We start from the raw sequence: 21,520 nt of genomic DNA, 5'->3' as shown, positions 1-21,520 counted from the left end.
CCCTTTCAACCTTTTTTAACAGGTACACACCCATGGTAGCGGGCCGGGATCATTTCGTAATGGGTAATGTTGGTCATCACGTATTCGGACGTCATGTAGCCCTGGATCGTGAGGTTTTTGACCATACTAAAAAAGCCCTTCTGCGCCGCGTCGCTGCCCTTTTCGATTTCCGACAGGATTTGCAGGCGCTGTTCTTTGCTGGCATCCGTGAACGACTTTCCGAAACGCTGAACACTCTGCTCGTCGATATTCGAAATGCCGCTTGCGAGGCTGGCCTGGGCTTTGGAATCGTAGCAATCCTTCACCATTTTCTGCACAAAATCACCTACTCCCAGCTCTCCCGCTCCCGGTGTGTCGGTTTTGGGAATGATGGTTTCGACGATCATCGTAAGATTTTTGGATTGGTCTGCCGAAAGCAACCCGCTCTTCGCCACTGCACTTTTGTTCCAACCGGATGCCCACGCAGGCAAACCCGCCATGGCGCCCATGGCCACTGCCATACTTTTAAGCGCTACGCGTCTTTCCATCTTCGTTTTGTTTATCGTGGTATTTGTAAATATTATCGTTTTTTATTTTTGTCATTTATTGTCAGGGATTGTCATTGTTAGTCATCTATTGTCAGGAAATTGTCATTCATTGTCGGGGATTGGCCTTTATTAAAACAATGTAAAGTTCTCCTCCCACTTTGCCGATGATCAGGCATGACTACACCTGACGATCCTTGACCAAACATGACTATTTCCTGTCCACACTTGACCATTTCCTGTCCACACTTGACCATTTCCTGACCACACTTGACTATTTCCTGACCACACATGACCATTTCCTGACCACACTTAACTATCCCTGACCATACCGACCAAAGCGCGTCACTCTTCCAGAAAATCCAGGTCCCGTCCGTGCGTTTCCGGGATCGTCAGGATGCAGAAAATTCCGATTGCAAAACAGATCAGCCCCACGAGTGCCCCAGCCTGAATGACGGTGAAAGAACTTTTAAAAATAGCAAATAATGTAGTCATTCCCACTACCGTTCCGCGCACCATGTTGGGGACGGTGGTGGCCGCCGTAGCGCGCAAGTTGGTACCGAACTGCTCCGCGCCGATGGTCACGAACATGGCCCAGTAACCGATCCCGAAGCCCAACAAAGTGGCAATGGTGTAGAAAAACGAGGCCGATTTAATGCCTGCAAAGAGGTAAATCAGGCTGCATATCAATGTAAAGATCATCAGGTAAAAGACGGCCTTCTTGCGCGATTCGAGCCAGTGGCTGATGAACCCGCTGCAAAGATCGCCCACCGAAAGCCCTACATAGCACCACATAATGGAAAGGCCCGGCTTAATTGGCTCGTCGATACCCAGCGCTCTTCCGAATTCGTTGCTGAATGTGGCCAAAATACCGATCACAAACCAGGTAGGCAGCCCGATTCCAATGCACCGCAAATACCTTCCAAGCCTTTCTTTATTGGTAAACAATGCAAAAAAGTTACCTTTCTCCACGTGCTTTTGGTCTTTGATATCCTTAAAAATACCCGATTCAAAAACGCCGATCCGCAGCAGCAGCAGCGAAATACCCAGCCCGCCGCCGATGAAATACGCATAGCGCCAGTCGAAAAACTCTACCGTGAAATAAGCTACCACGGCGCCCAGCAAGCCAATACCTGCTACCAGCGAAGTGCCGATGGCGCGCAGCTGCTTGGGAAGTATCTCGGACACGAGCGTGATGCCCGCGCCCAACTCGCCTGCGAGGCCGACCCCGGCGATGAAACGGAGCAATTTGTAAACCGTAACATCCTGGACGAAGCCACAGGCGATATTGGCAAGCGAATAGGTAATGATGGAGCCAAAGAGTACGGAAAGACGCCCTTTTTTATCTCCCAGGATGCCCCAGAGTATCCCTCCGATGAGCAGACCGGTCATTTGCCAGTTGAGAATACTCGCGCCGGTTACGGAAATATCCGCTTCGGAAAGCCCCAATGCTGCCAGGCTTGGCAGGCGGACAATCCCGAAAAGGAGCAAATCATAAATATCTACGAAGTAACCAAGGGCAGCGACAATTACGGGAGCACTGAAAAGGTAGGAAGCGTCTGAGCGCGTTGCTGTGACGGTTGACATTTGGTTTTGTATGGGTTTCATCGGAATAACTTGCAATATTATGCAAATAGCCGGACATAAGCCCGGCTATTCGTTGGTAAATTAATAAAATTTAAAGAGAAAGTTTTGTTTGAATAATACTCGCTTTCTCTTGCTTTCATTTGTCTAACTCTTCTTGAATACGATGGTTATCTTGTATTTGACGCCGTCTTCTTCCTCCATGGACGACCATTTCATTTCGTTGGCGCCGGTTTCGAGATCGAACTCGGTTACGTCGGAGCCTTCCGTGAGGACTATTTTCTTGTCCTTAACCGCCCATTTGGAGGAGTCATCTACCACGTCGGCCTGATCGAGGATGTCGTCGCAGCCGATAGGTATTTTCGAGCCCACCGTGCCGTTGCTTTTGAAAGTAATCTCGGTTTCCGAAAGACATTTCTTGCCGGTCAACGCTTCAAAATATGCGAGTACGTCGGTAATGCCGTTCTGCGCCGGATCGATGTTCATCGCCCTGATTTTCCAGGTACCTTCTACGGCATTGCCGGAGGGTGTCTCGGGAGTCGGATCGTCGGAGTCTTTGCTGCATGCCAGCATGGCTGCCGCAAAGACGAACAACATCAGATAATTTGTCAGTTTTTTCATGGATAAAGTTTTCATGGTCGCCTTTTTTAGTGATAAATAATCACGAAATTAAACCACCCTCTTTCCATCCCGACATATTACCGAGTGACCGGTAGGCCGACTGAGCGACCGGTCGCCTCAGAGTTCCAGCTTCTGTTTGTCTTTCAGCAACTCCTCTTTCAATTTTCCATAATCCACATCCTGCACGGCCACTTTCGCGTCGATCGCCTGCACCGCGGCCGTGGCCGCGCTCTGCCCGAGGATCATGAAAACCGGCTCCATGCGGATAGAACCATAGGCGATATGTGAAGCCGAAACGCACACCGGCACCAGCAGGTTTTCACATTCGGCCTTTTTGGGAATAATGGAGCCGTAAGAAATGCCGTAAGGTGTTTTAGGATGTACGCCAATATCCCCCTCGTTCTGCACGAAACCGTCTTCCTTCACGTAGCGCTGCGCATTATGCGCGTCGAGCGAGTAGGAACCCATGCCCACGGATTGTTGTACGGCTTTTTTGCCTAATGTTTCATTCTCGGTCATCACGCTCTGGCCCAGCATTCTGCGGGCTTCACGGACGTAAATCTGGTGCGGCCAGCCGCCATTGTCCTTGAACTCGTCCTTCGGCAAGCCCCATTCATTCACCTTTGCGCGTACGTCCGCGGGTACTGCGGGATCGTTGGCGAGGAAGTACATCAGGCCTTTCTGGTACACCTCGTGCTCCTTGATGATGTCTTTGCGGCGTTCGTAGGAAGCGTCGGGATAGTCGTAATTCTGGCCCATGAAGTCGGTACTGAACGGGCCGTGGTTGTTGGTGTCGGTTTTGCGGTTGGGAATGGGATCGTATTTATCGAAAGTTTCAGTCCAGCCAGCCTTGTACACCCGTGCGAGCAACTCGTACTTGCCCGGATCGTAACCTGCGGGTTTCGCGAACGGAATGCGGTTATCAGGGTGCGATGAGAGGCACATGCGGAAGCAATAGGCCTGGATTTTGTTATCACCTTCCCCGTTCTTACCGATTTTCTCCGCTGTCACGTAAGGCAGCAAACCGCTTTTCGGATCACCTTCCACTTTATAGGGACTGATATTCTTCGCGAAATAATGCCTGTGCTGGAAAACACCCGCCTGAATACCGTTCCATTCTTCATTATAGACGCTATTGGCCTCGCGGCCTACGTGGTATTTCACACCGGCAGCGGCCATCAGATCGCCTTCGTAAGTGGCGTCGATGAACATTTTGCCTTTGAAGGTCTTGCCGCTCAGTGTCTTGAATGAAGCAATGCGGCCGTTGGTTTTCTGCACGCCGCTCTGGCCGCGGTCGAGCCATTCGTCGCGGTAGATTTTGATATTGTTTTCCTTCACAAAATCTTCAAAAACCTGCTCTGCTACGTGCGGCTCGAATATCCACATTGTGCGCTCGGCGCCGTCCATAGCAACCGTACCCTGCCCTTTGTTGCCATATTCTTCCTTTTTCTGCCATTGCCAGCCTTCCGGCTTGTCGTAATGCAGGTAAACCCGATGGTAAAACTCGCGCGCGAGGCCGCCGATCACCGATTTGTTGCCCGTATCGGTAAAACCCAGTCCGCCGGACGAAAGCCCGCCCAAATGTTTGTCGGGCGAAACCACCAGCACCGTTTTGCCGGATTTTACAACTTGTACCGCGGCCGTCACCGCCGCGCAGGTGCCGCCATAAACGATGACGTCCGCTTCGTAGGATTGGGCATACGAGGCCGCGCACGCGACCTGCGAAATGATGAATGCAATGAATAAGCGTAATTTTTTCATTCAATATCTGGTTAGGATTTAATAACTATTTTGATTCCGGCACAAACAGTACCGCATCTGCCGCCACGGCCCCCGAAGCGCCTTCCGATGAGATGTTCACCGAACTTGCATTGCCTTTGGGCAGATTGAACTTGCCGACGTGGTACCATTCACCGGATGTTTGCCCCTCTACCACAATGTCTTTTTCGAGTACCGAAATGGTCTTGGTTTCGCTGCCCGCTTTGACCGAAAGCTTTATTTCCGAAGCGGGTTTGGCTACTTTGGGAAAATAGGCATAAATCTGGTAGTTGCCCGGAGCGGCTATTTCTGGTGTGAAAGTCACCGAGCCCCCATTTTTATCGCTTTCCGAAGTAGCCAGAAATGACGGACCATACCCACCTTTTTTGACGGACTCCCAGTTTCCTTTAACAGAAACATGCTTGCTATCCTCGTTATCGACCAGGATTTCAGGCGTCTTGCCATTCACGAGCGGGTCGGCTTTCAGCTTTGCCTGCAATTTCGGAATATCGATCTGCTGCACGCTTTTCTTGGAATCAATCGCCATTACTGCCGCAATCGCCGACGACTGGGCTAGCACCATAAATACCGGTTCCATGCGGATGGAGCCATAGGCAATGTGCGTGGCCGACAGGCAAACCGGTACCAGCAGGTTGGTACATTCCTTCTCCTTCGGTACCAGCGAGCCGTAAGCGATCGGGTAAGGCCCGAAGCCGCCCACCTCGACATTACCTTCGTTTTTAGCCATTCCATTCACCACAATGCGCTGGATATTATGCGAATCCATCGTATAGGCCGCCATTCCAACGCCATCTTTCACTACTTCTTTGCTCTCACAGTTCGCCTGGGTCATTACGTAGCTCCCGATCATCCGTCGCGCCTCACGCACGTACAGCTGTGGCGACCAGTTGCCGGTTTCTACATATTCATCTTTGGGATACCCCCATTTCAGCATTGCCTCCCGCAGCTCCGCAGGCACGCGCGGGTCGTGGCCGAAGAAGTAGAGCAACCCCTTGGTATAGGTTTCGTGCGCCCGGATAATCTCCGCACGCTTTTTGTAATCGGCGTCCGGATAATCGTGGTTCATCCCGATCATGTCGGTGGAAAAGCCATTGCGGTTGTTGATATCCGTCTTGTTGTTGGGCATTTTACTCCATATGAAGTAATCGTTCAGCGTTTTTCGCTCCGGCTGCTTCGCGATCAGGCGCGCGAGGAGTTCGAAATGGCTTACGTCGTAGCCTTCCGGCTTGGTAATGGGTACCATATTGGCCGGGTCGGAGGTGAGGCAAATGCGGTAGTTGTAGGCTTGCACTTTCTTGTCGCCCGTGCCGTTCGGTTCCAGTTTCGCAGGCGAAACACCCCAAAGCAGGCCGCTCTCCGGCTTTCCCGCGATTTTGTAGGGATCGATTCCGTCCGGCAACTGGTGCCCTTTCATGAGTTGTACGCCCTCGATTGTTTCGTTGTAATCGCTGTTCGCCTCGCGGCCGACTGCGTACGAAACACCTGCTTTCGCCATCAGGTCGCCTTCGTAAGTACAGTCGAGGAAAACCTTTGCCGAAACGGTCTGATTGGTTTTAGCATCAGGTTTCATACTGTTTTCCAAAACAATGGATTTAATCTCCGCACCCGACTTACTGGCGCTGATCACTCGGTTTTGGTAAACTACCTTAATCCCTGCTTCGTCGAGGTATTGCTGCAAATACTGTTTCGCCACCTTCGGCTCGAATGTCCATTGCTCGAACTTCCCGTAATGCCTGCCGATACGACGGTAAAAGTCGCGCGACAGGCCGGTAATGGCATATTTGTTCCCGATATCCGTGTAACCGAGGCCGCCGGAAGTCATCCCGCCCAAATGCCCGCCGGGCTCGATGAGCACGACGGATTTCCCCATTTTCTTCGCCGTGTAAGCCGCGATTACGCCCGCCGCGGTGGCGCCGTAAACGCAGACATCCGCTTGAACCGATACAGCCGGGGCTGCCGCAGCCGACGATGCGCTGGCCTGCTGCCGATTTGCCACCGGACGGAAGCCCGACAAAAGGAATGTAAACAGGCAAGCGAACTGCGCTAATGCTATCTTTTTTCTCATTGTTTTGGAATGATTTGAATACTTAATAACCCGGATTCTGATCCTTGGCCGTAATGGCTTTGTTATACAAAATCTCGGAATTGGGGATCGGCCAGAGCATGTGTTTTTCGGCTATGACAATGTTCTTTACTTCCAAAATGCGCTGCTTGGCAATTCCTAATCGTTTCAGGTCGTTCCAGCGCTTGCCTTCGTACATCGTTTCGTAGCCCCGCTCCTGCACCACCTTGTCGATAAAGGTTTGTAATGTAGCAAAATCGGCTAGCTTGAAATCGACCGCCGATGCGGCTTCGGCTGGTTTTCCGTAAGCGCGACGATGCACTTTGTTGAGGCTTTCGAGGCCGTCTGCCGTTGGTTTGCCATTCGCGCGGGCGTCGGCTTCGGCGTGGAAAAGGAGCAGATCAGCATAGCGGTACCAGGGGTAGTCGTTACCCGCCCCGGCCGTTGCCAGCGGGTCGCGGTATTTCCGGTAAAGCATCGAGGTAGTACCGAGGCCGATATCCACATTGTACAGGTTATGGCTTTTACGCAAATCCCTGAAATCCCAGTTTTTGATCACCGGATTGGAAACCGAGTCGGTATACTGCGCATACACGCCGCCAGGACCGTAATAGTTGTAGGGCCCGATTTTACGGTGCGCGTAGCTCACGAGCCCGAAACCCTGCTGGCGCGAGTATTTGAAATAGAAAATCTCCTCGCTCGTATTCACCACTTCCGGGCCATAGATCTTCTGAAAATCCTCCGAAACGGTTACCGGTACCAATGAATACTTCCCGGCATCGATCACTTCCTTCGCCTTCGCGCGTGAATCCTCCCACTTTTCGAGGTAGAGGTAGACTTCCGACAAAAGCGTTTTGGCAGCCCATTTGGTAGGGCGACCTATTTCGGAGGGATTATCCGCAAGCCCGGCTTCGGCCACCAATGCATCGGCGACTATCAGCTTGTAAACATCCTCGACACTCGATCTCGGAATATCGGCAACGGTCATATTCTCCTCCGTGCGCAGGGGCACTCCCGCCCAGTTCCGCACGAGCGCGAAGTAGGTGAGTGCACGCATGTATTTGGCCTCGGCCACAAATGAAGCCTTTTCCGCGTCGGTCATGCTTGTTCCCTTCGGCACATTGGCAATGACCAGGTTCGCATTACGGATGGATTGGTAAAAGTTGTCCCAGATCGTCGCAACGCGATTAATGTTCGTATTGTCGAGGCCCTGGTACAGGCTCACGGGCGTTTGGGTCCCTCTTGAATTGCCGTAATCGGCCAGGCCTTCCAGCTGTGCGGGATAGTTAGTCGACAATGCGGCGTCGGTGCGCATCGGACCGTAGATCGCATTCACTGCGGCCTTCGCTTCCGCGGCGGTATTGTAAAAATTCTCGGAAGCGAGCGATTTGGGTTTTTCTTCGAGGATGTCGGAACAAGCCATGCAAACCGCCGCCAAAAACAAACTGGTGAATATCTTTTTCATAATGATGATTTCTTTAACCGGTGATTAAACTGACCTTAAAACCCGATTCGGAGGCCTACGGTGGTGGTTTTCGCTACGGGGTAAACGTAATGATCTACACCCTGCACAAAGGAGTTAGCCCCTCCGTAAGAATTCACTTCCGGGTCATACCACGAGTATTTGGTCAGCGTAATCAGGTTCTGCCCGCTCACGTACAGTTGCCCGTATTTCATCCATTTGATATGCAGCTTCGCCACCGGCAGATTATAGCTCAGCTGAATATTTTTGAACCGGAGATAAGAGCCGTCCTCCACGAAGCGGTTCGACATCTGTGCCTGCGAGGACGTTTTAATGACCGGATATTTCGCATTTGTATGCTCCGGCGTCCAGTGATCGAGATACACTTCGCGCGGCATATTGAGCGCCTGGCCGTAGTCGTAGCCCTGCCCCTGCGCACTGAGGTTGAAGATATCGTTGCCCTGCGATCCCTGGATGAAGAATGTCAGTTCAAAGTTTTTGAATGACATGTTCGAGTTGAAACCGTAGGTAAACTTGGGGTTCGGATTCCCGATGATCTGCTTGTCGCCCGCGTCGCGGCTGCCGCTGTTATTGTAATCTTCGTAGGCGATGAAGCCTTTGTCGTCATACCCTTTTTCCACATACCCGTAGAACGATCCCAGCGGGTAGCCTTCGCGGAGGATATTCACATTATCATTCACCGCCGCGCCGATTGTCTGTCCCAGAATGTCGTTTCCGCCATAGAGCTTCACGACTTTGTTTTTGTTAATAGACAAATTGGCCGACACATTCCATTTGAATGCACCTTCCAGTACCGCCGCATTAACCCCGAATTCGAAACCCTTGTTTTGAATTTTTCCGATATTCTGAATCGTGTAGGTGTAGCCGAGCGACGAAGGCAGCGCCACGTTGTTCAGCAAGTCGCGGGTGTTTTTGATATAATAATCCGCCGTGACGTTCACACGGTTGTTCCACAGCCCGAGGTCGATACCGAAGTCGGTCTGAGCGGTAGTTTCCCATTTCAACGATCCTGCCAGGCGTGTGCCGGGCGCGTAGGAAGTCATGAATGCATCCCCGAAAACGACCTGGCCCGATGCCAGCTGATTTAATGTAAAATAGGGCTGAATGGAAGTATTACCCGTTTCTCCGTAGCCTACTCTCAGTTTCAGATCGGAAATGAAGGGGATATTTTTGATAAACTCTTCCTCGGACAAGCGCCATGCCAATGCACCTGACGGGAAAAAGCCCCATTTCTGCCCTTCGCTGTACCGCGACGAACCATCCGCACGAAAGCTGGCCGTAGCGAGGATCTTGCTGTTGAAAGTGTAGTTGACGCGCGCCAGGTAGGAAAGCAATGCCCATTTGGAATAGGACGATTCAGGAACCCCCTGTGTGGCTGCGGCACCGATGTCGTACGTTCCCTGGTTGTCGCTGATAAAACCGCTTCCGCTCGTTTTCAGGTAATTGGAAACATAGTCCTGATAGGTAAAACCGGCCACTGCTGAAATGCTGTGCTTGCCGAAATCCTTGATATAGCTGATCGTATTTTCACTCAAAACGCTGGTAACCCGCTGTGATTCAATACTGGCGCTACCTTTTGAATTGACAAACCTGGTAGTAGTATAACCGTCGGTACGATCGTCGGTGCTTTCGATACCGGCCAGCGATTTGATCAGCAAACCTTTGATCGGCTCGAAGGTAACGGCGCCGTTGGTCAGGATTTTATTGGAGCGAATTTTGTCCGATTGCTGGTAGAGAAAGTTCAACGGGTTGGTAATCACATTCGAACCCCAGGCATAGGCTTCGGCCAGTCGCGAATAGCTGCCATCCGGAAGTGTTGAGGGAATGGTCGGATAGCCGGAGAGCATCGCCGACATCAGCGTTCCTCCGCGGTTACCTCTTTCGGAATTCTTGCGGTCGGAATCGATACGGCTCAGCATGGAACTCAGGTCGAATTTGAATTTCTTACCAATATCGGAGCTCAGGTTAATGCGCAGCGCATTCCGCACATAGTTGCTTCCGATCACAATGCCGTCCTGGTTAAAATTGCTCGCTGCTACCGAGAAGCGTGTTTTTTCGTTCCCGCCACTTACCGTCAAGGCGTGGTTTTGGACGGGTGCTTTTTGAAATACCAGATCCTGCCAGTCGGTACCTTTGCCGAAACCTGCGATCTGATCGGGTGTGAAATGCGGCGCGAGGCCGTCGTTGGCCGCCTGTTCGTTGTAGAAATTGGCATATTCGGTCGCATTCATCAGGTCCAGCTTTTTACGGATGGTCTGAACACCATAATAACCGTCATAATCGACGCTCACCCGGCCTGCTTTCCCCTTTTTAGTAGTAATTAAAACGACCCCGTTAGCACCGCGCGAACCGTAAATAGCGGTTGCGGAAGCGTCCTTCAACACTTCAATGGATTCAATATCAGCATTATTCAACAATGTAGGGTTACCGGAATACGGAAAGCCATCCACCACATACAAAGGCTCGTTACTTCCCTGAATGGAGTTGGTACCCCGCACGCGAACGCTGATCGGACTACCCGGTGCGCCGGTATTTTGCGACACATACACACCCGCCGCACGGCCCGCGAGCGATTGCACGAGGTTGGTAGCCGGATATGCATTCAGTTCCGACGATTTAATGGAAGAAACCGCCCCGGTAAGGTCGCTTTTCTTGATCTGGCCATAACCGATCACGACGATCTCCTGCAATGATTTGTCTTCCAGGAGCAGGCTGACAGTCAGTTCGGCCTGACTTCCCAGTACTATTTCCTGTGATTTATAGCCTACAAAACTGAAAACCAGCACCGAATTCGGCGCACTTGTTTCGGGAATTTCGAGTTGGAAATTGCCATCGGAATTGGTGGTGGTACCTGTCTGCGTGCCTTTCAGGACAATGCTCACACCCGGTAATCCGGTATTCGAGTCCCCGTCCAGCACTTTGCCCGAAACCGCCCGTTTAGGAGCGTTGGCCGGTATGGGTTGCCCCGCCGGAGCGTCGGGCGTGGTCGTTTCCAGCCTTCGGAGGATGATGATCTTGCCGGAAACTTCGTAATCGAGCCCCAGCGGCGTCAGAATATGATCTAGCGCCTCGTATAAAGGCTTGTCTTTTAACGAGACCGTCACTTTTCGGGCCGATTTGATCAGTTTGGAGCTGAATACAAACCGTACATCGACCTGCTTTTCCAGTTGACCGAGTACCTTTTTGACTTCACTGCCATTCGCTGTCACCGAAATTTTCTGGCTGAGAAGGGATTGCGCACTACCCTCACGTGCATAACCCGCGACGATAAACACCAAGGCAAGCATGAGTTGAGTAGCTGTCATTCGCATGGTCCACAGTAGTACCCTACGGTACTTTAAAGGTTTTTTCATAGATTTGATTGTTTTGGTAGATTAGGAAATTTGGCAAAACGATCCCTGCCTCCCGCTGGGGAGGGTAATGGTGACCAACCTGTCAGGGAATTTTCGGAGCCGGTGATGCGGGAACATTGCCGGCTCTTCTTTTTGGGATAAGCTTTCTGTTTTTTCTTGTGCTGGTTTAAAGGGTTACGTGATTGTTTCGGGTTAATTCCTGCATCCTTTGCTGTGGATGACCACTTGGCCGTCGACGATCTCGTAGCTGGATTCTACGGCCTTGCAAATGATATTAAGCTTGTCGTGAAGTGTCTGGTTATCGAGGCGGGCGGTGAGCGGGCAATCTTTCAATAATGCTTCATCATAGAGAATATCGATGCCATACGCCCTGGCAATGGTGTTGAAAACATCGCTGGCAGGCGTGTCTTCAAATTCAAACTGGGGTATCTCGGCCTTGGAAACGACCATTTCAGGCTTTTCGACCAGTGTTTTTACCATTTTGACCTCGTTGCGGGCATAGATAATCTTCTGGTTCGGGGTGAGTACCACGCCCTGCAAATGCTTGTCGGCCACTTTCTCATTCAAATGCGGGTCCGATTGTGCGAATACGGCAACTTTTCCGGTCTTCACCTCCACGGTCACTTCCCTCGAATCGCCATAAGCTTTAATGCGAAAACTGGTACCTAATACTTTCGTAACCAAACCATTGGCATACACCAGAAACGGATGCCCGGGATCTTTGGCAATGTCGAAAAATGCCTCGCCTTCGAGAAAGACTTCCCGCCGCTCTCCGTCGAACCGTTCGGGATAACGAATGCGGCCTTTCGGGGCGAGGCTGATCTTACTGCCGTCGGCCAATGCAAGTTCGATAGTTTGGGAAGTTGAATTGATTTTTTCCGTCAATGCATCGCTGTGCCCGGTAATACTGTGCTGCTGCCCGGGTCGCGATTTCTCTTCCCTTTTCATCGTCACCGAATACACCGCCCAGCCCAGCAGCACGATAAAAGCTACCGAAGCCGCAAACTGCATCCAGGGAATGGAAAAAACAGGTACCAACCTCCGTGAAGTCCGGCCCGGCTCTTCATAGGTTTCGGTAATGCGACCGACGGTTTGTTTCACGACCTGGTTAATCTCCACATCGTCGATATCAGGCTCGTGCAAGCGAAGCGATAGCACAATGGCCTTGGCTTGCTCCACTTTTTCGAGCATGTCGGGGTTGGCATCAATCCAGTCGTCCCAAAGCGCGTCGGTTTCGGGAGTGGGCGACAATGTCCATTGGCGAAAGAAATCGTCCCAGACAAAGTCTTCAACAGAAAAATCGTTGTAGCGGTCCATACCAGTTCATTGTGTCTAAATGAGTATAGACCAGGTCCGGCGCCGGATACCAACAATTTTTAAATTATTTCTTCAAAAAAGAATAAAACGTACCGGAACAGCTGATGAACTGCGGGTTAGAATAGAAAATGCAGCAGAAAAAATATAAAGAATTCCGCTTTCCAATGCGTTTTCAAATGCCGGATAGCGATTTGGAGCAGGTTGGAGACCGTCTGCGGCGACACGGCCATTACCTCGGCAATCTGCTCGCGGCTGAGTTCCTGGAAAAATTTGAGATACACTACTTCCTTCTGCCGGCGGGGCAATGCATTGATCAGTTTCTGCAAATGGTGCGTACGGGAATGCGTCGCCTCGTTGCGGATGTAGTCGTCCTCAACCGAAAACTCGATTTCGAAATAATCGTCCTCCTCCTGCAATGCCTCCCCGCCTACCCACGTGCGTGAGGACACCTGCCTGTGCATGAGGCGCCGGAGCGACGCCATGAGATAAGGCTTTACGGCCGCGTCGGGGTTGAGGTTACCCCTTTTTTCCCATAACACGAGAAACAAGTCCTGAATGCTGTCCTTCACCAGTTCACGGTCTTTGGAAAACTTGCTTCCATACCTGAAAAGCAGGCGAAAGTTATCCGACATCAGCTTCTCGAACGCCCGCACCTCCCCTGCCAGGAAATCCTGCCAGAGAACGCGATCTTCCGGAAAAGCGGAGGTTGATTTCATAACTTGTTGAAAGGGACGCCTAAATAAATCAAACTAAACGGCAAACTCAATTAATTTTACAAGATTAGTTTAATTGAATCAGGTTATCGTCCTATCCAAATACCTATTCGATCATCACTTTAAGTGCCTGTTTCTGACCGTCCTGCTTTTGCAGCTGCAAAATGTAAATGCCGGAAGCGAGCGGGCTCAGCGGTTTCAGATTGAGCTTGTCCGGTGCTGCGATCTCCGTCTTCAAAGGCTGTACCTTCCCATTTATGTCGATCAGGCGGACCGAGGCTGCATTTATCCCCTTGGCTGAAAGTGTAATCCGGTCTCTTCCAGCCGGGTTCGGAGCGACTAATGCTTTTTGCGCAACTGGTTTCGGTTTCCCATCGTCGATGGAAATCTCATCGATCCGTATCTTGCCCACGCCGTTCCGGAAGCGCATTTCGAAGTTGGAAAGTTTGGTTTTGGAATAAGCCGGCGTGCCGGGGTAGGCTTTGGTGTTCCGGGCAACAGCTTCGTCGTTTACCCAAAGATCATAAGTGCCGGGCTGCGCAGTTTCTTCGTCGAAAGTAGCATTCATATGGTATACCAAAGGCACCGTGGAATTATTAAGGACCCAGGTAAGCGTAACTTGCTTCTTTTCGGGATAAGTTTTACTTACCCGGCCTGTTTCGAGGTCTTTGATATTGAAACCGTCTTCCAGAAAGTTGATCGAACATTTCGCGAACATCAGCCCATTCCCGGGAAATGAATTGTTGACCGGGTTAAAATCTTCTCCGATATACAAATACATGGCATTCAATGCATGCGCCTGGATATCCTCTACACTGAATGTGACCCGAACGACGAGCGTCTCGGGATTGGGACTGAATGGTGTGGCGCGCATGGCACGTATAATCCCACCCGTTACAGAATCCAGCCGGCTGCGGGTGAGCTCCATGTAACCTTTGTGGAACTTGTGGTAGGAAAGCGCCGGGGCCGTGAGAATGACGTGGCTGAACTGGCCAGTGTCGGGCTGTGGGTTGATCAGGCCAGTAGTTTGACTGAAATTCTGGTGAAAGTAGACGGTTTGGGCGCTGCCGGCGAGGGACGCCAGCAGCGCTAGTGCGGAGGTGAGGTATCTTTTTAGCATAAACTGGTTTGGAGTTTATGCTTTTAGACGTGGAAGGTTTTGAATGGTAACGGGTTGTAGTAGTAAATTTTTTTGATGCTATCGACTCCTTCCCGCATCCCGCACCTTTTCAAGCTCCGCGGCCATAGCCTTCACTTTTGCCGGATATTTATCAGCCACATTGTTTTTTTCCCCAATATCCTTGCTCAAATCATACAACTGCGGCTTGGGATTGGCCCCCGTTTCGATATTCGTCAGCTCCGCTACCGCCTTGCCTTCCCGTGGCTCGATGTATTTCCAGTTTCCCTGGGTAATGGAAAGTGCCCCGCCCTGCTTGATCAGCCAGCTGCGGCCAGTCTGACTTTTACCGAGCATTGCGTCTATCACATTGAAACTGTCCACAGCCTCCTCACTACCCGTTTTCTGTTGAAAGAAATGCGCAAACGAAGCCATCATATCGATCTGGCAGATCAATGCATCCGACACTGTCCCCGGCTTGATCGCCTGCGGCCAGCGCGCGAGCCATGGCACCCTGGTACCGCCTTCAAATGCGCTGTATTTGCCGCCCCGGAGCGGGCCGGCGGCGCTATGGCCTTTCGCTAGTTCTACGGCGCGGTCGGCATAGCCGTCGTCCAGCACCGGGCCGTTATCGCTTGAAAAAATGACCAATGTATTTTCGGCGATTTTGAGCTCCTCGAGTTTCTTCAAAATCTCGCCTACCGTCCAGTCCATTTGCAGGATCACATCACCACGGAGGCCCATTTTACTTTTGCCTTTGAACTGCGTGCTGGGCATTCTGGGCACGTGAATGTCGTTGAGCGAGAAATATAGAAAGAACGGGGCTTTCCGGTTGTCTTCGATAAATTGCTCCGCCTTGCTCAGGAATACGTGCGCGATTTCCTCGTCGGTCCAGCGGGCCTGCTTGCCGCCCGTCATCCAGCCGATCCGGCCGATGCCGTTCACAATGGTATTGTTATGCCCGTGGTTCGGCGATGCCGGTAGTTTCAATAATTCAGGATTTTCCAGACCCGTCGGTTCGTTGCCTGTTTTTTTGGAATAATCAACCTCGATGGGATCGTTCGGATCGAGGTCCTGCACGTCGTGATTTTCGACAAAAACCGTCGGAACACGGTCCGAGGTAGCCGGAAAGAAGAACGCGTAGTCAAAGCCAACCTCGTTCGGGCCTTTGGTAATGGGTTTATTCCAATTGATCTGCTTGTTGGTTTCGCCCAGTCCCAGGTGCCACTTGCCCACTGAACCCGTTTTATAACCTGCATTTTGAAAAACGGCCGGTAGGGTCAACTGATTTGTCGGTATAATCAGCGACGCATCGCCCGGAAGCACGCCTGTACCTTTTTGCCGCCACGGATACTTGCCCGTCATGAGCGCGAAGCGCGAGGGCGTACACGTGGCTGAGCTCGCATGCGCGTTCGTGAAGCGGATACCTTCTTTGGCAAGACGGTCGAGATTGGGGGTGCTGATTTTGGTGGCGCCATAAGCACTCAGGTCGCCGTAACCGACATCGTCGGCGTAGATAAAAATAACGTTGGGTTTGGATTGCTTTTTCTGCGCCTTCGCCACAAACGGCAAAAGCATCACCGCCGCGAGCAGCCACGACGACATTAGGGAGTACTTCAATTTCATAAGGTTGGGGTTAAGAATTCCGGCCGTGAAGATATTCATTCAGGATGATTTAACACAAAAACAGCCCGGAAGTGATTCCAGGCTGTTTTGTTCCTTATCATTAATGCTAGCTGCTTTTCTCGCTGGTCAACTTCTTAATCAAATCCACCTCAGCCTGCTTGTATGGCGTTCCGTCTTTTCTGAAAATATCGTGGAACCACAGATCGGGCTCTTTCGTGTAAGTCTTTTTCCAGCTGTCCCAGGGGTAAATGGTTTGGGATTTGCCGTCTACAAGGCCCCAGTTGATAGCGCCTACATTGTATTTCTTGGCAACCGGAAGCGAGGTTTCGAAGAAGCTGCCGTTTCCGCGCGACATGTATTCCGTGCAGATCAAAGGGCGACCGTATGGTTCCAGCCATTTAATCCGTTTCTCGAATTCCTGCGCATTTTCATAGTTGTGGAATGTGATCACATCGGATTGGTCGATCTGCGCCTTTTCGATCGGTTTCAGTTTCTCCGGTGATGACCAGTCGCCTGCCCATACGCCTGAGGACAGCGGCTGCGACGGGTTTACCGAACGGGCCCATTCGAAGGATTTTACCATCAAAGGCAGCACATAGTCCACTTTATTAGGCAGTTCCACTTTACCGTACGAGCTGTTGTTGGTGTTATCCGGCTCGTTCCAGATATCCCACATCAATACGCGTTCGTCGTTCGCGAATGCGGCAACGGTACCTTTCACATATCTTTCCAGACGTGGGTACTGGGTGCTATCCTTCAACGCATCGAAACCCGGGTTTTGCACCCAGCCGGAGTTGTGAACACCCGGTTTAGGGTCGCGCTGCTTGCCCAGTTTCGGGAACGGGTCCCAGCAGGAATCGAAAAGAACCAGCACGGGTTTGATGTTGTGCTTTTTAGTAATATTCAGGAATGTGTCGAGGCGTTTGATAAATCCTGCGGAATCTTGCTGGTACAGCAGGTCGTGCAGGTACACGCGCATCGTGTTCATTCCGATGTTTTGTGCCCAACCGAGCTCCTTGTCGATGGTAGCGGTATCGAAAGACTCCGCCTGGAACATTTCGAGCTGGTTAATGGCCGTGCTCGGCAGGAAGTCGGCGCCTACGAGCCAGCCTTGTTTGGCATACCATTCTTTGGCTTGCTCTTTGGTCCATATTTCACGCCCCGCGGCGGTTTGCTCCTGGGCCGGAGCTTCTTCTTTTTGCTCGTCGGCTTTCTTGGCGCAGTTCTGCAACATGAGGCAAGCTGCAACTGCCCAGATCGTCGTTTTTAACAATTTCATCAGGTATAAGAATTGGTTTTGTTATTTAAAAAGCGGTGCAGGCCGGTTTTCTAAGCTTGGCTCTGCATTGGAAATTTCGGGCCAACCGTTTTTCCAGGTCAATTTGTCCAGCATTAATACACGACGATTAGCGCCGGTGGATACCCTCGGCTCCGCCTTGCTGATCGCATGGTACAAAAGCCAGTCGGTACCTGCATCGTCGGTTATCCAACGCGCATTGTGTCCCGGCCCGGCGTACACATCGTTTCCGTGTAGCAATAAGGTACCGGCACCGCGCTCTTTCAGATCCTTGCCCTCCTGGTCGAGATACGGCCCGAAAATGGATTTGGAACGGCCCATCCGGATGTGGTATTTACTTTTCTCAAACTCGCAGCAGCTTTCCTTCGAACCTAAAAAATAGTAGTAATCTCCTTTCTTCTGGATCATTACCGCCTCGAAATCGCCGGCTGCTACTTTGAATTTCTTCGAAAGATCAGGCACCGATTTACCGTCGGCCGATAATTCCACGCCATAGGTACCCTGTGTAGGTTTATCGCTGAAACTGCCCCAGAACACATACTTCTTACCATCAGCTTCGAGGTAAAACGGATCGATCGAGTTGGGCACCTCTACGTCCGCACTATTGAACAATTTCCCCTGGTCCAAGAACGGGCCCGCAGGCGAGTCCGCAATCGCGAGCCCTACGCCGGGATTCACGTCTCCCCAGGTCGAATAGGCATAGTACATATGGTATTTCCCATTCACTTTCACGACATCCGGTGCCCAGATACCGCCTTTTTCCTTCCAGGCGGGCCTGGCGGAGAATGCCTCCTTGACATAATCCCAATGCACCAGGTCTTTGGAACGGACAATGGGTATCAGCCGCGAACCGTTGCCATCGCCCCAGTCGTCCTGCGTTCCGTAAGCGTAAAAATATCCATCGTCGGCCTTCACGACCGTCGGATCGGCGAGGATTGGTTCGAAAACGGGGTTTTTGTACTCCTTGTCGCCGGGGCCGGAAAGTCTTGGTCCGGGACCCGCCGGTCCGGGGCCCGCCGGCCCGGGACCGGTCAAAATCAGTGGTAATAGTAGTGATAAGAGTGTTTTAATCATTTTTGTTTCGGTTTACTATTGTTATTCGAGCCAGATAATCTGGGTGAATGCGCCGTTAGCGGCCACGTCCCAGAGTTCAACCCGCAGCCATTTCCGGCCTTTCATATTTTGGGTAAACTTAAAATTTTTCTGACCGAATGCTTGTGTGTCGTTCAAATTAATGATGTCGTGAAAAACTTCTTTGCCATCACCGGAAATTACTTCGGCGCGGTTAAGCGGGAAAGTCCATTGGGCATCCAGCGTGATTTCCACATTTCCTTTCGCGTCCGGCTTCGCTGTTTCTCCTACTACCGCATTATTCACTTTAAATGTCGGGATCAGCACCTCTCCGGTCGTGACGAAAAATTTCCCTTTCCGCATGGCGTCCAGTACCGGCTGCCAGCCGTCCTCGAAGCGCGGCAGCTGATCGAGTTGGAGATAATTGACGTTCAAATGGCCGTATAACTCATAATTGGGCTCGATACGGAATAGATCCGCCTCTGCGAGCACATTCTTTTTGTAGCCCCAGTTGGCCATGTCATCCATCAGGTCGAGCACACGTTTACCGAGTTTCGGTTGCGACAAATCGGCAGGCATCGCTTTCCAGGCAGCGCCCAGGAAATGATCGGATTTGTAGAATGCCTCGTCCTTGTGTTTGTCGGGAAAACCGGTAGAGCCCTTCGTACGCGCATGCGCGGTCCACGCGAGGCCGTTTTCCATTTCCAATAATTTCTGCATTTCCTCCTTGTTGCCGATGCGATAAACTTTGCCGTATTCGGGATGGTCTTCCACAAAGGGCTGGTCTTTCTCACGGGACATGAGCCAGTACACCGGTTTTGGAAAAATATTCATCCAATGCCCGCCGAAGAAATTGTTCGGTTCTTCACCGGGCAATAACAGGAAATTACCACCTGAAAGCCGCGCACACTCCGCGAACATCATTTTCAGCTCCGGCCAGCGCTTCGCCTCGGGGCCGCGCGGGCTGCCCGGACCATGAAACTCGGCCAAGTGCACAATGTTCAGGCCCGTGTTGCGGAATGCTTTCACAAAACCCGGCATATCCGGCAATGGCTTGCGCGTGAGCACATCATCGACGTGTTCCTGGTGGAAATGGCTCGACATCGTGTAGTAACCCGGAAGCGGCTCATACTTATCCGAATGCGTAAATGCCTTCACGTTTTCCAGCACCTTTCCATCTTTTTCCCGGCTCAGCAAGCAGAAAAAATTGTATCGTTGCTGCGTTCCCGGAGGCGCGTTGAACCACGGCACCCAGCGGCGGTCACCCAGCAAATCATGCCGGATGCCGATCCCGAAACCTGGAAGCAGGTTGCGGTAATTCTCACCGTACCAGATGTGTTCGAGGTTGTAGCAATTATCCAGCGGATAGAAATACTGGTGCGGCGCCGGGAAAACGGCCAGGTTGCCCTCTTTTCCCTGCCCGACGATCGTCCGGTATTTCACGGCCATCATTTGGACTGTATCCATTTTGGACACCGCTATATTGCGCATAAAATCCTCCGTATCGGCCCAGAAAAGCTTCTGCCAGGGCGTTTCGCGCGAGGTAAGGCCTATATCATAAATTACCGCCAGCGAATCGACGTTCGTCGACATGACAGCCGCCACATTCATCAGCGGGCTGCCGTTGTATACTGTAAACTGAATCGAACCAGAGAATGGTCCGGCTTTGGCCCCATTGACGGTGACTTCCGTGCGGGTACCATTGCTGGCTACTTTTACGTCCGTTTTGTCGAGCTTCACGGCGTAGCTCTGGTATTTCTGATAGGCGGTTTTATCAAAGAAAATATTCCAGCCATTCTGCGAAACGAGGTCGCGCTTGCCTACGGTGAGGATAATAGCCGGGTCGAGATTGCGGGCTATGGTGTATTGTTTTTCTTTGGTACCAATACCCAAGCTGCCGATCAACGGGTTTGTTTTGTTTAAATCAATGGAAACTTTCGCGGTTTCAGCATTACCGGCAGGCCATTCGATGTGCAGCATTGCGTCGCTGACGGTCGCCTGGACGCCACTTTTCTTGTCAAAACCTTTTAAATCGACAGGCACCTGCGCATACAGGGCCGCGGAAACGATGGACAAGAAAACAAGCAGGATGTTACGCATTGATAGTAGAATGTGTTGGAACAAACATTTTTTTGTAGAAGGCGAGTCCTTCTTCTGCGAGTTCATCGGCGCTGTTCGCCAATGGCCGCCAGATGCAAGCCGCGCGCGCGAGTTCTTTCGAGGGTTGTCCGAAGGTTTCGATCACCACCGCGCCCTCATAGCCGATGTCGGCAAGCGCTTCCCGGATGCCCTGCCATTCCAGATGGCCGGTACCGGGCGTGCCACGGTCGCTTTCGTTGCCTTGTACATGACAAAGCAGATCTTTCCCGATTTTCCTGATCGAAGCCGGAATATCTTTTTCCTCGATGTTGGAATGGAAGGTATCGAGCACGATTTTCAGGTTCGGATTTCCTACTTCGTCCAGGATCGATAAAGCCTGATCCACCGTGTTGATCATATCCGTTTCAAAGCGGTTCAAAGGCTCCAAACCAAGCGTCACCCCGCAATCCCCGGCGATTTGACTTACTTCTTTCAAAATATCCACACACCACCCGCGCTCCTGTTTTTTCTGTTCGTCGGACACAATGCGCGTCTTGCCGACGGCCGAATACACCGGTCCGCCAAATACAGGGCTGTGCATTTGTTCGGCAATGCGGATGCAGTCGATAATGTACTGTTTACCAATCTCACGAAATGCAGGATCGGTGCTTGAAATATCCCGCTCCGGCCCGAATGCACCGCTGATGGTGATTCTCAGGTCGAGATCGCGGGCAGTGTCTTTGATGAGCTTCCAGTCGATGATACGGGTATCTTCCACGGCTATTTCAATGATGTCATAGCCCATGTCTTTGACCCTGGTGAGCAGGTCGATGTTGGCCGTCGAAAACGGGGATACCCAGATGAATGTGCTGGCTCCGAATAGCATAAGGGGTT

15 protein-coding genes are annotated in these 21,520 nt (G+C 51.5%); all 15 read right to left on the bottom strand.

Annotation, left to right across the window (positions count from 1 at the left end):
* Positions 1-5: 5 nt before the first annotated feature.
* A complete protein-coding gene (locus BMW93_RS32230; protein ID WP_229241066.1) occupies positions 6-527 on the bottom strand; it encodes a gluconate 2-dehydrogenase subunit 3 family protein in 522 nt (173 codons plus the stop codon).
* 342 nt (positions 528-869) lie between these two features.
* On the bottom strand, positions 870-2,111 hold the full coding sequence (locus tag BMW93_RS32225; RefSeq protein ID WP_229241064.1) for an MFS transporter: 1,242 nt from the start codon (positions 2,109-2,111) through the stop codon (positions 870-872).
* A 144-nt stretch (positions 2,112-2,255) separates the two neighbouring features.
* Positions 2,256-2,729 (bottom strand): lipocalin family protein, encoded by a 474-nt coding sequence (locus BMW93_RS32220; protein WP_177194260.1) that lies wholly within the window; start codon positions 2,727-2,729, stop codon positions 2,256-2,258.
* 117 nt (positions 2,730-2,846) lie between these two features.
* Positions 2,847-4,490 (bottom strand): FAD-dependent oxidoreductase, encoded by a 1,644-nt coding sequence (locus tag BMW93_RS32215; RefSeq protein WP_090386420.1) that lies wholly within the window; start codon positions 4,488-4,490, stop codon positions 2,847-2,849.
* A 25-nt stretch (positions 4,491-4,515) separates the two neighbouring features.
* Positions 4,516-6,573 carry an FAD-dependent oxidoreductase gene (locus tag BMW93_RS32210; RefSeq protein WP_090386418.1) on the bottom strand — a complete coding sequence of 686 codons (2,058 nt, stop codon included), beginning with the start codon at positions 6,571-6,573 and terminating at the stop codon, positions 4,516-4,518.
* A gap of 22 nt (positions 6,574-6,595) precedes the next feature.
* Positions 6,596-8,035 carry a RagB/SusD family nutrient uptake outer membrane protein gene (locus BMW93_RS32205; RefSeq protein ID WP_090386416.1) on the bottom strand — a complete coding sequence of 480 codons (1,440 nt, stop codon included), beginning with the start codon at positions 8,033-8,035 and terminating at the stop codon, positions 6,596-6,598.
* 35 nt (positions 8,036-8,070) lie between these two features.
* Entirely contained in the window at positions 8,071-11,406 is a 3,336-nt protein-coding gene (locus tag BMW93_RS32200; protein WP_310590253.1) for a TonB-dependent receptor, read from the bottom strand.
* A 192-nt stretch (positions 11,407-11,598) separates the two neighbouring features.
* Complete coding sequence (locus BMW93_RS32195) at positions 11,599-12,723, bottom strand: FecR family protein (protein ID WP_090386414.1); 1,125 nt, start codon at positions 12,721-12,723, stop codon at positions 11,599-11,601.
* Between the two features lie 116 nt (positions 12,724-12,839).
* The gene (locus BMW93_RS32190) at positions 12,840-13,439 is read right to left on the bottom strand and encodes an RNA polymerase sigma factor (RefSeq protein ID WP_090386412.1); all 600 of its coding nucleotides are present in this window, start codon (positions 13,437-13,439) and stop codon (positions 12,840-12,842) included.
* Between the two features lie 103 nt (positions 13,440-13,542).
* Complete coding sequence (locus BMW93_RS32185; protein ID WP_090386410.1) at positions 13,543-14,556, bottom strand: T9SS type A sorting domain-containing protein; 1,014 nt, start codon at positions 14,554-14,556, stop codon at positions 13,543-13,545.
* A 78-nt stretch (positions 14,557-14,634) separates the two neighbouring features.
* Entirely contained in the window at positions 14,635-16,179 is a 1,545-nt protein-coding gene (locus tag BMW93_RS32180) for an arylsulfatase (protein ID WP_218147759.1), read from the bottom strand.
* Between the two features lie 106 nt (positions 16,180-16,285).
* On the bottom strand, positions 16,286-17,458 hold the full coding sequence (locus tag BMW93_RS32175) for a cellulase family glycosylhydrolase (RefSeq protein ID WP_090386408.1): 1,173 nt from the start codon (positions 17,456-17,458) through the stop codon (positions 16,286-16,288).
* 21 nt (positions 17,459-17,479) lie between these two features.
* Positions 17,480-18,550, bottom strand: a complete 1,071-nt coding sequence (locus BMW93_RS32170) for a family 43 glycosylhydrolase (RefSeq protein WP_090386407.1) — start codon at positions 18,548-18,550, stop codon at positions 17,480-17,482.
* A 21-nt stretch (positions 18,551-18,571) separates the two neighbouring features.
* Positions 18,572-20,647, bottom strand: coding sequence for a hypothetical protein (locus tag BMW93_RS32165; RefSeq protein WP_090386405.1), 2,076 nt, complete (start codon positions 20,645-20,647; stop codon positions 18,572-18,574).
* Positions 20,640-21,512: a sugar phosphate isomerase/epimerase gene (locus tag BMW93_RS32160; RefSeq protein ID WP_090386401.1), complete on the bottom strand. Its 873-nt coding sequence runs from the start codon at positions 21,510-21,512 to the stop codon at positions 20,640-20,642. The genes BMW93_RS32165 and BMW93_RS32160 overlap by 8 nt, the downstream gene beginning before the upstream one ends.
* Positions 21,513-21,520: the final 8 nt, after the last annotated feature.

Origin of the sequence: Dyadobacter sp. SG02 (assembly GCF_900109045.1) — a bacterium.
Lineage (GTDB): Bacteria > Bacteroidota > Bacteroidia > Cytophagales > Spirosomataceae > Dyadobacter.
The sequence above is the reverse complement of the archived record's forward strand: the minus strand, read 5'-3'. Positions and strand labels throughout refer to the sequence as shown.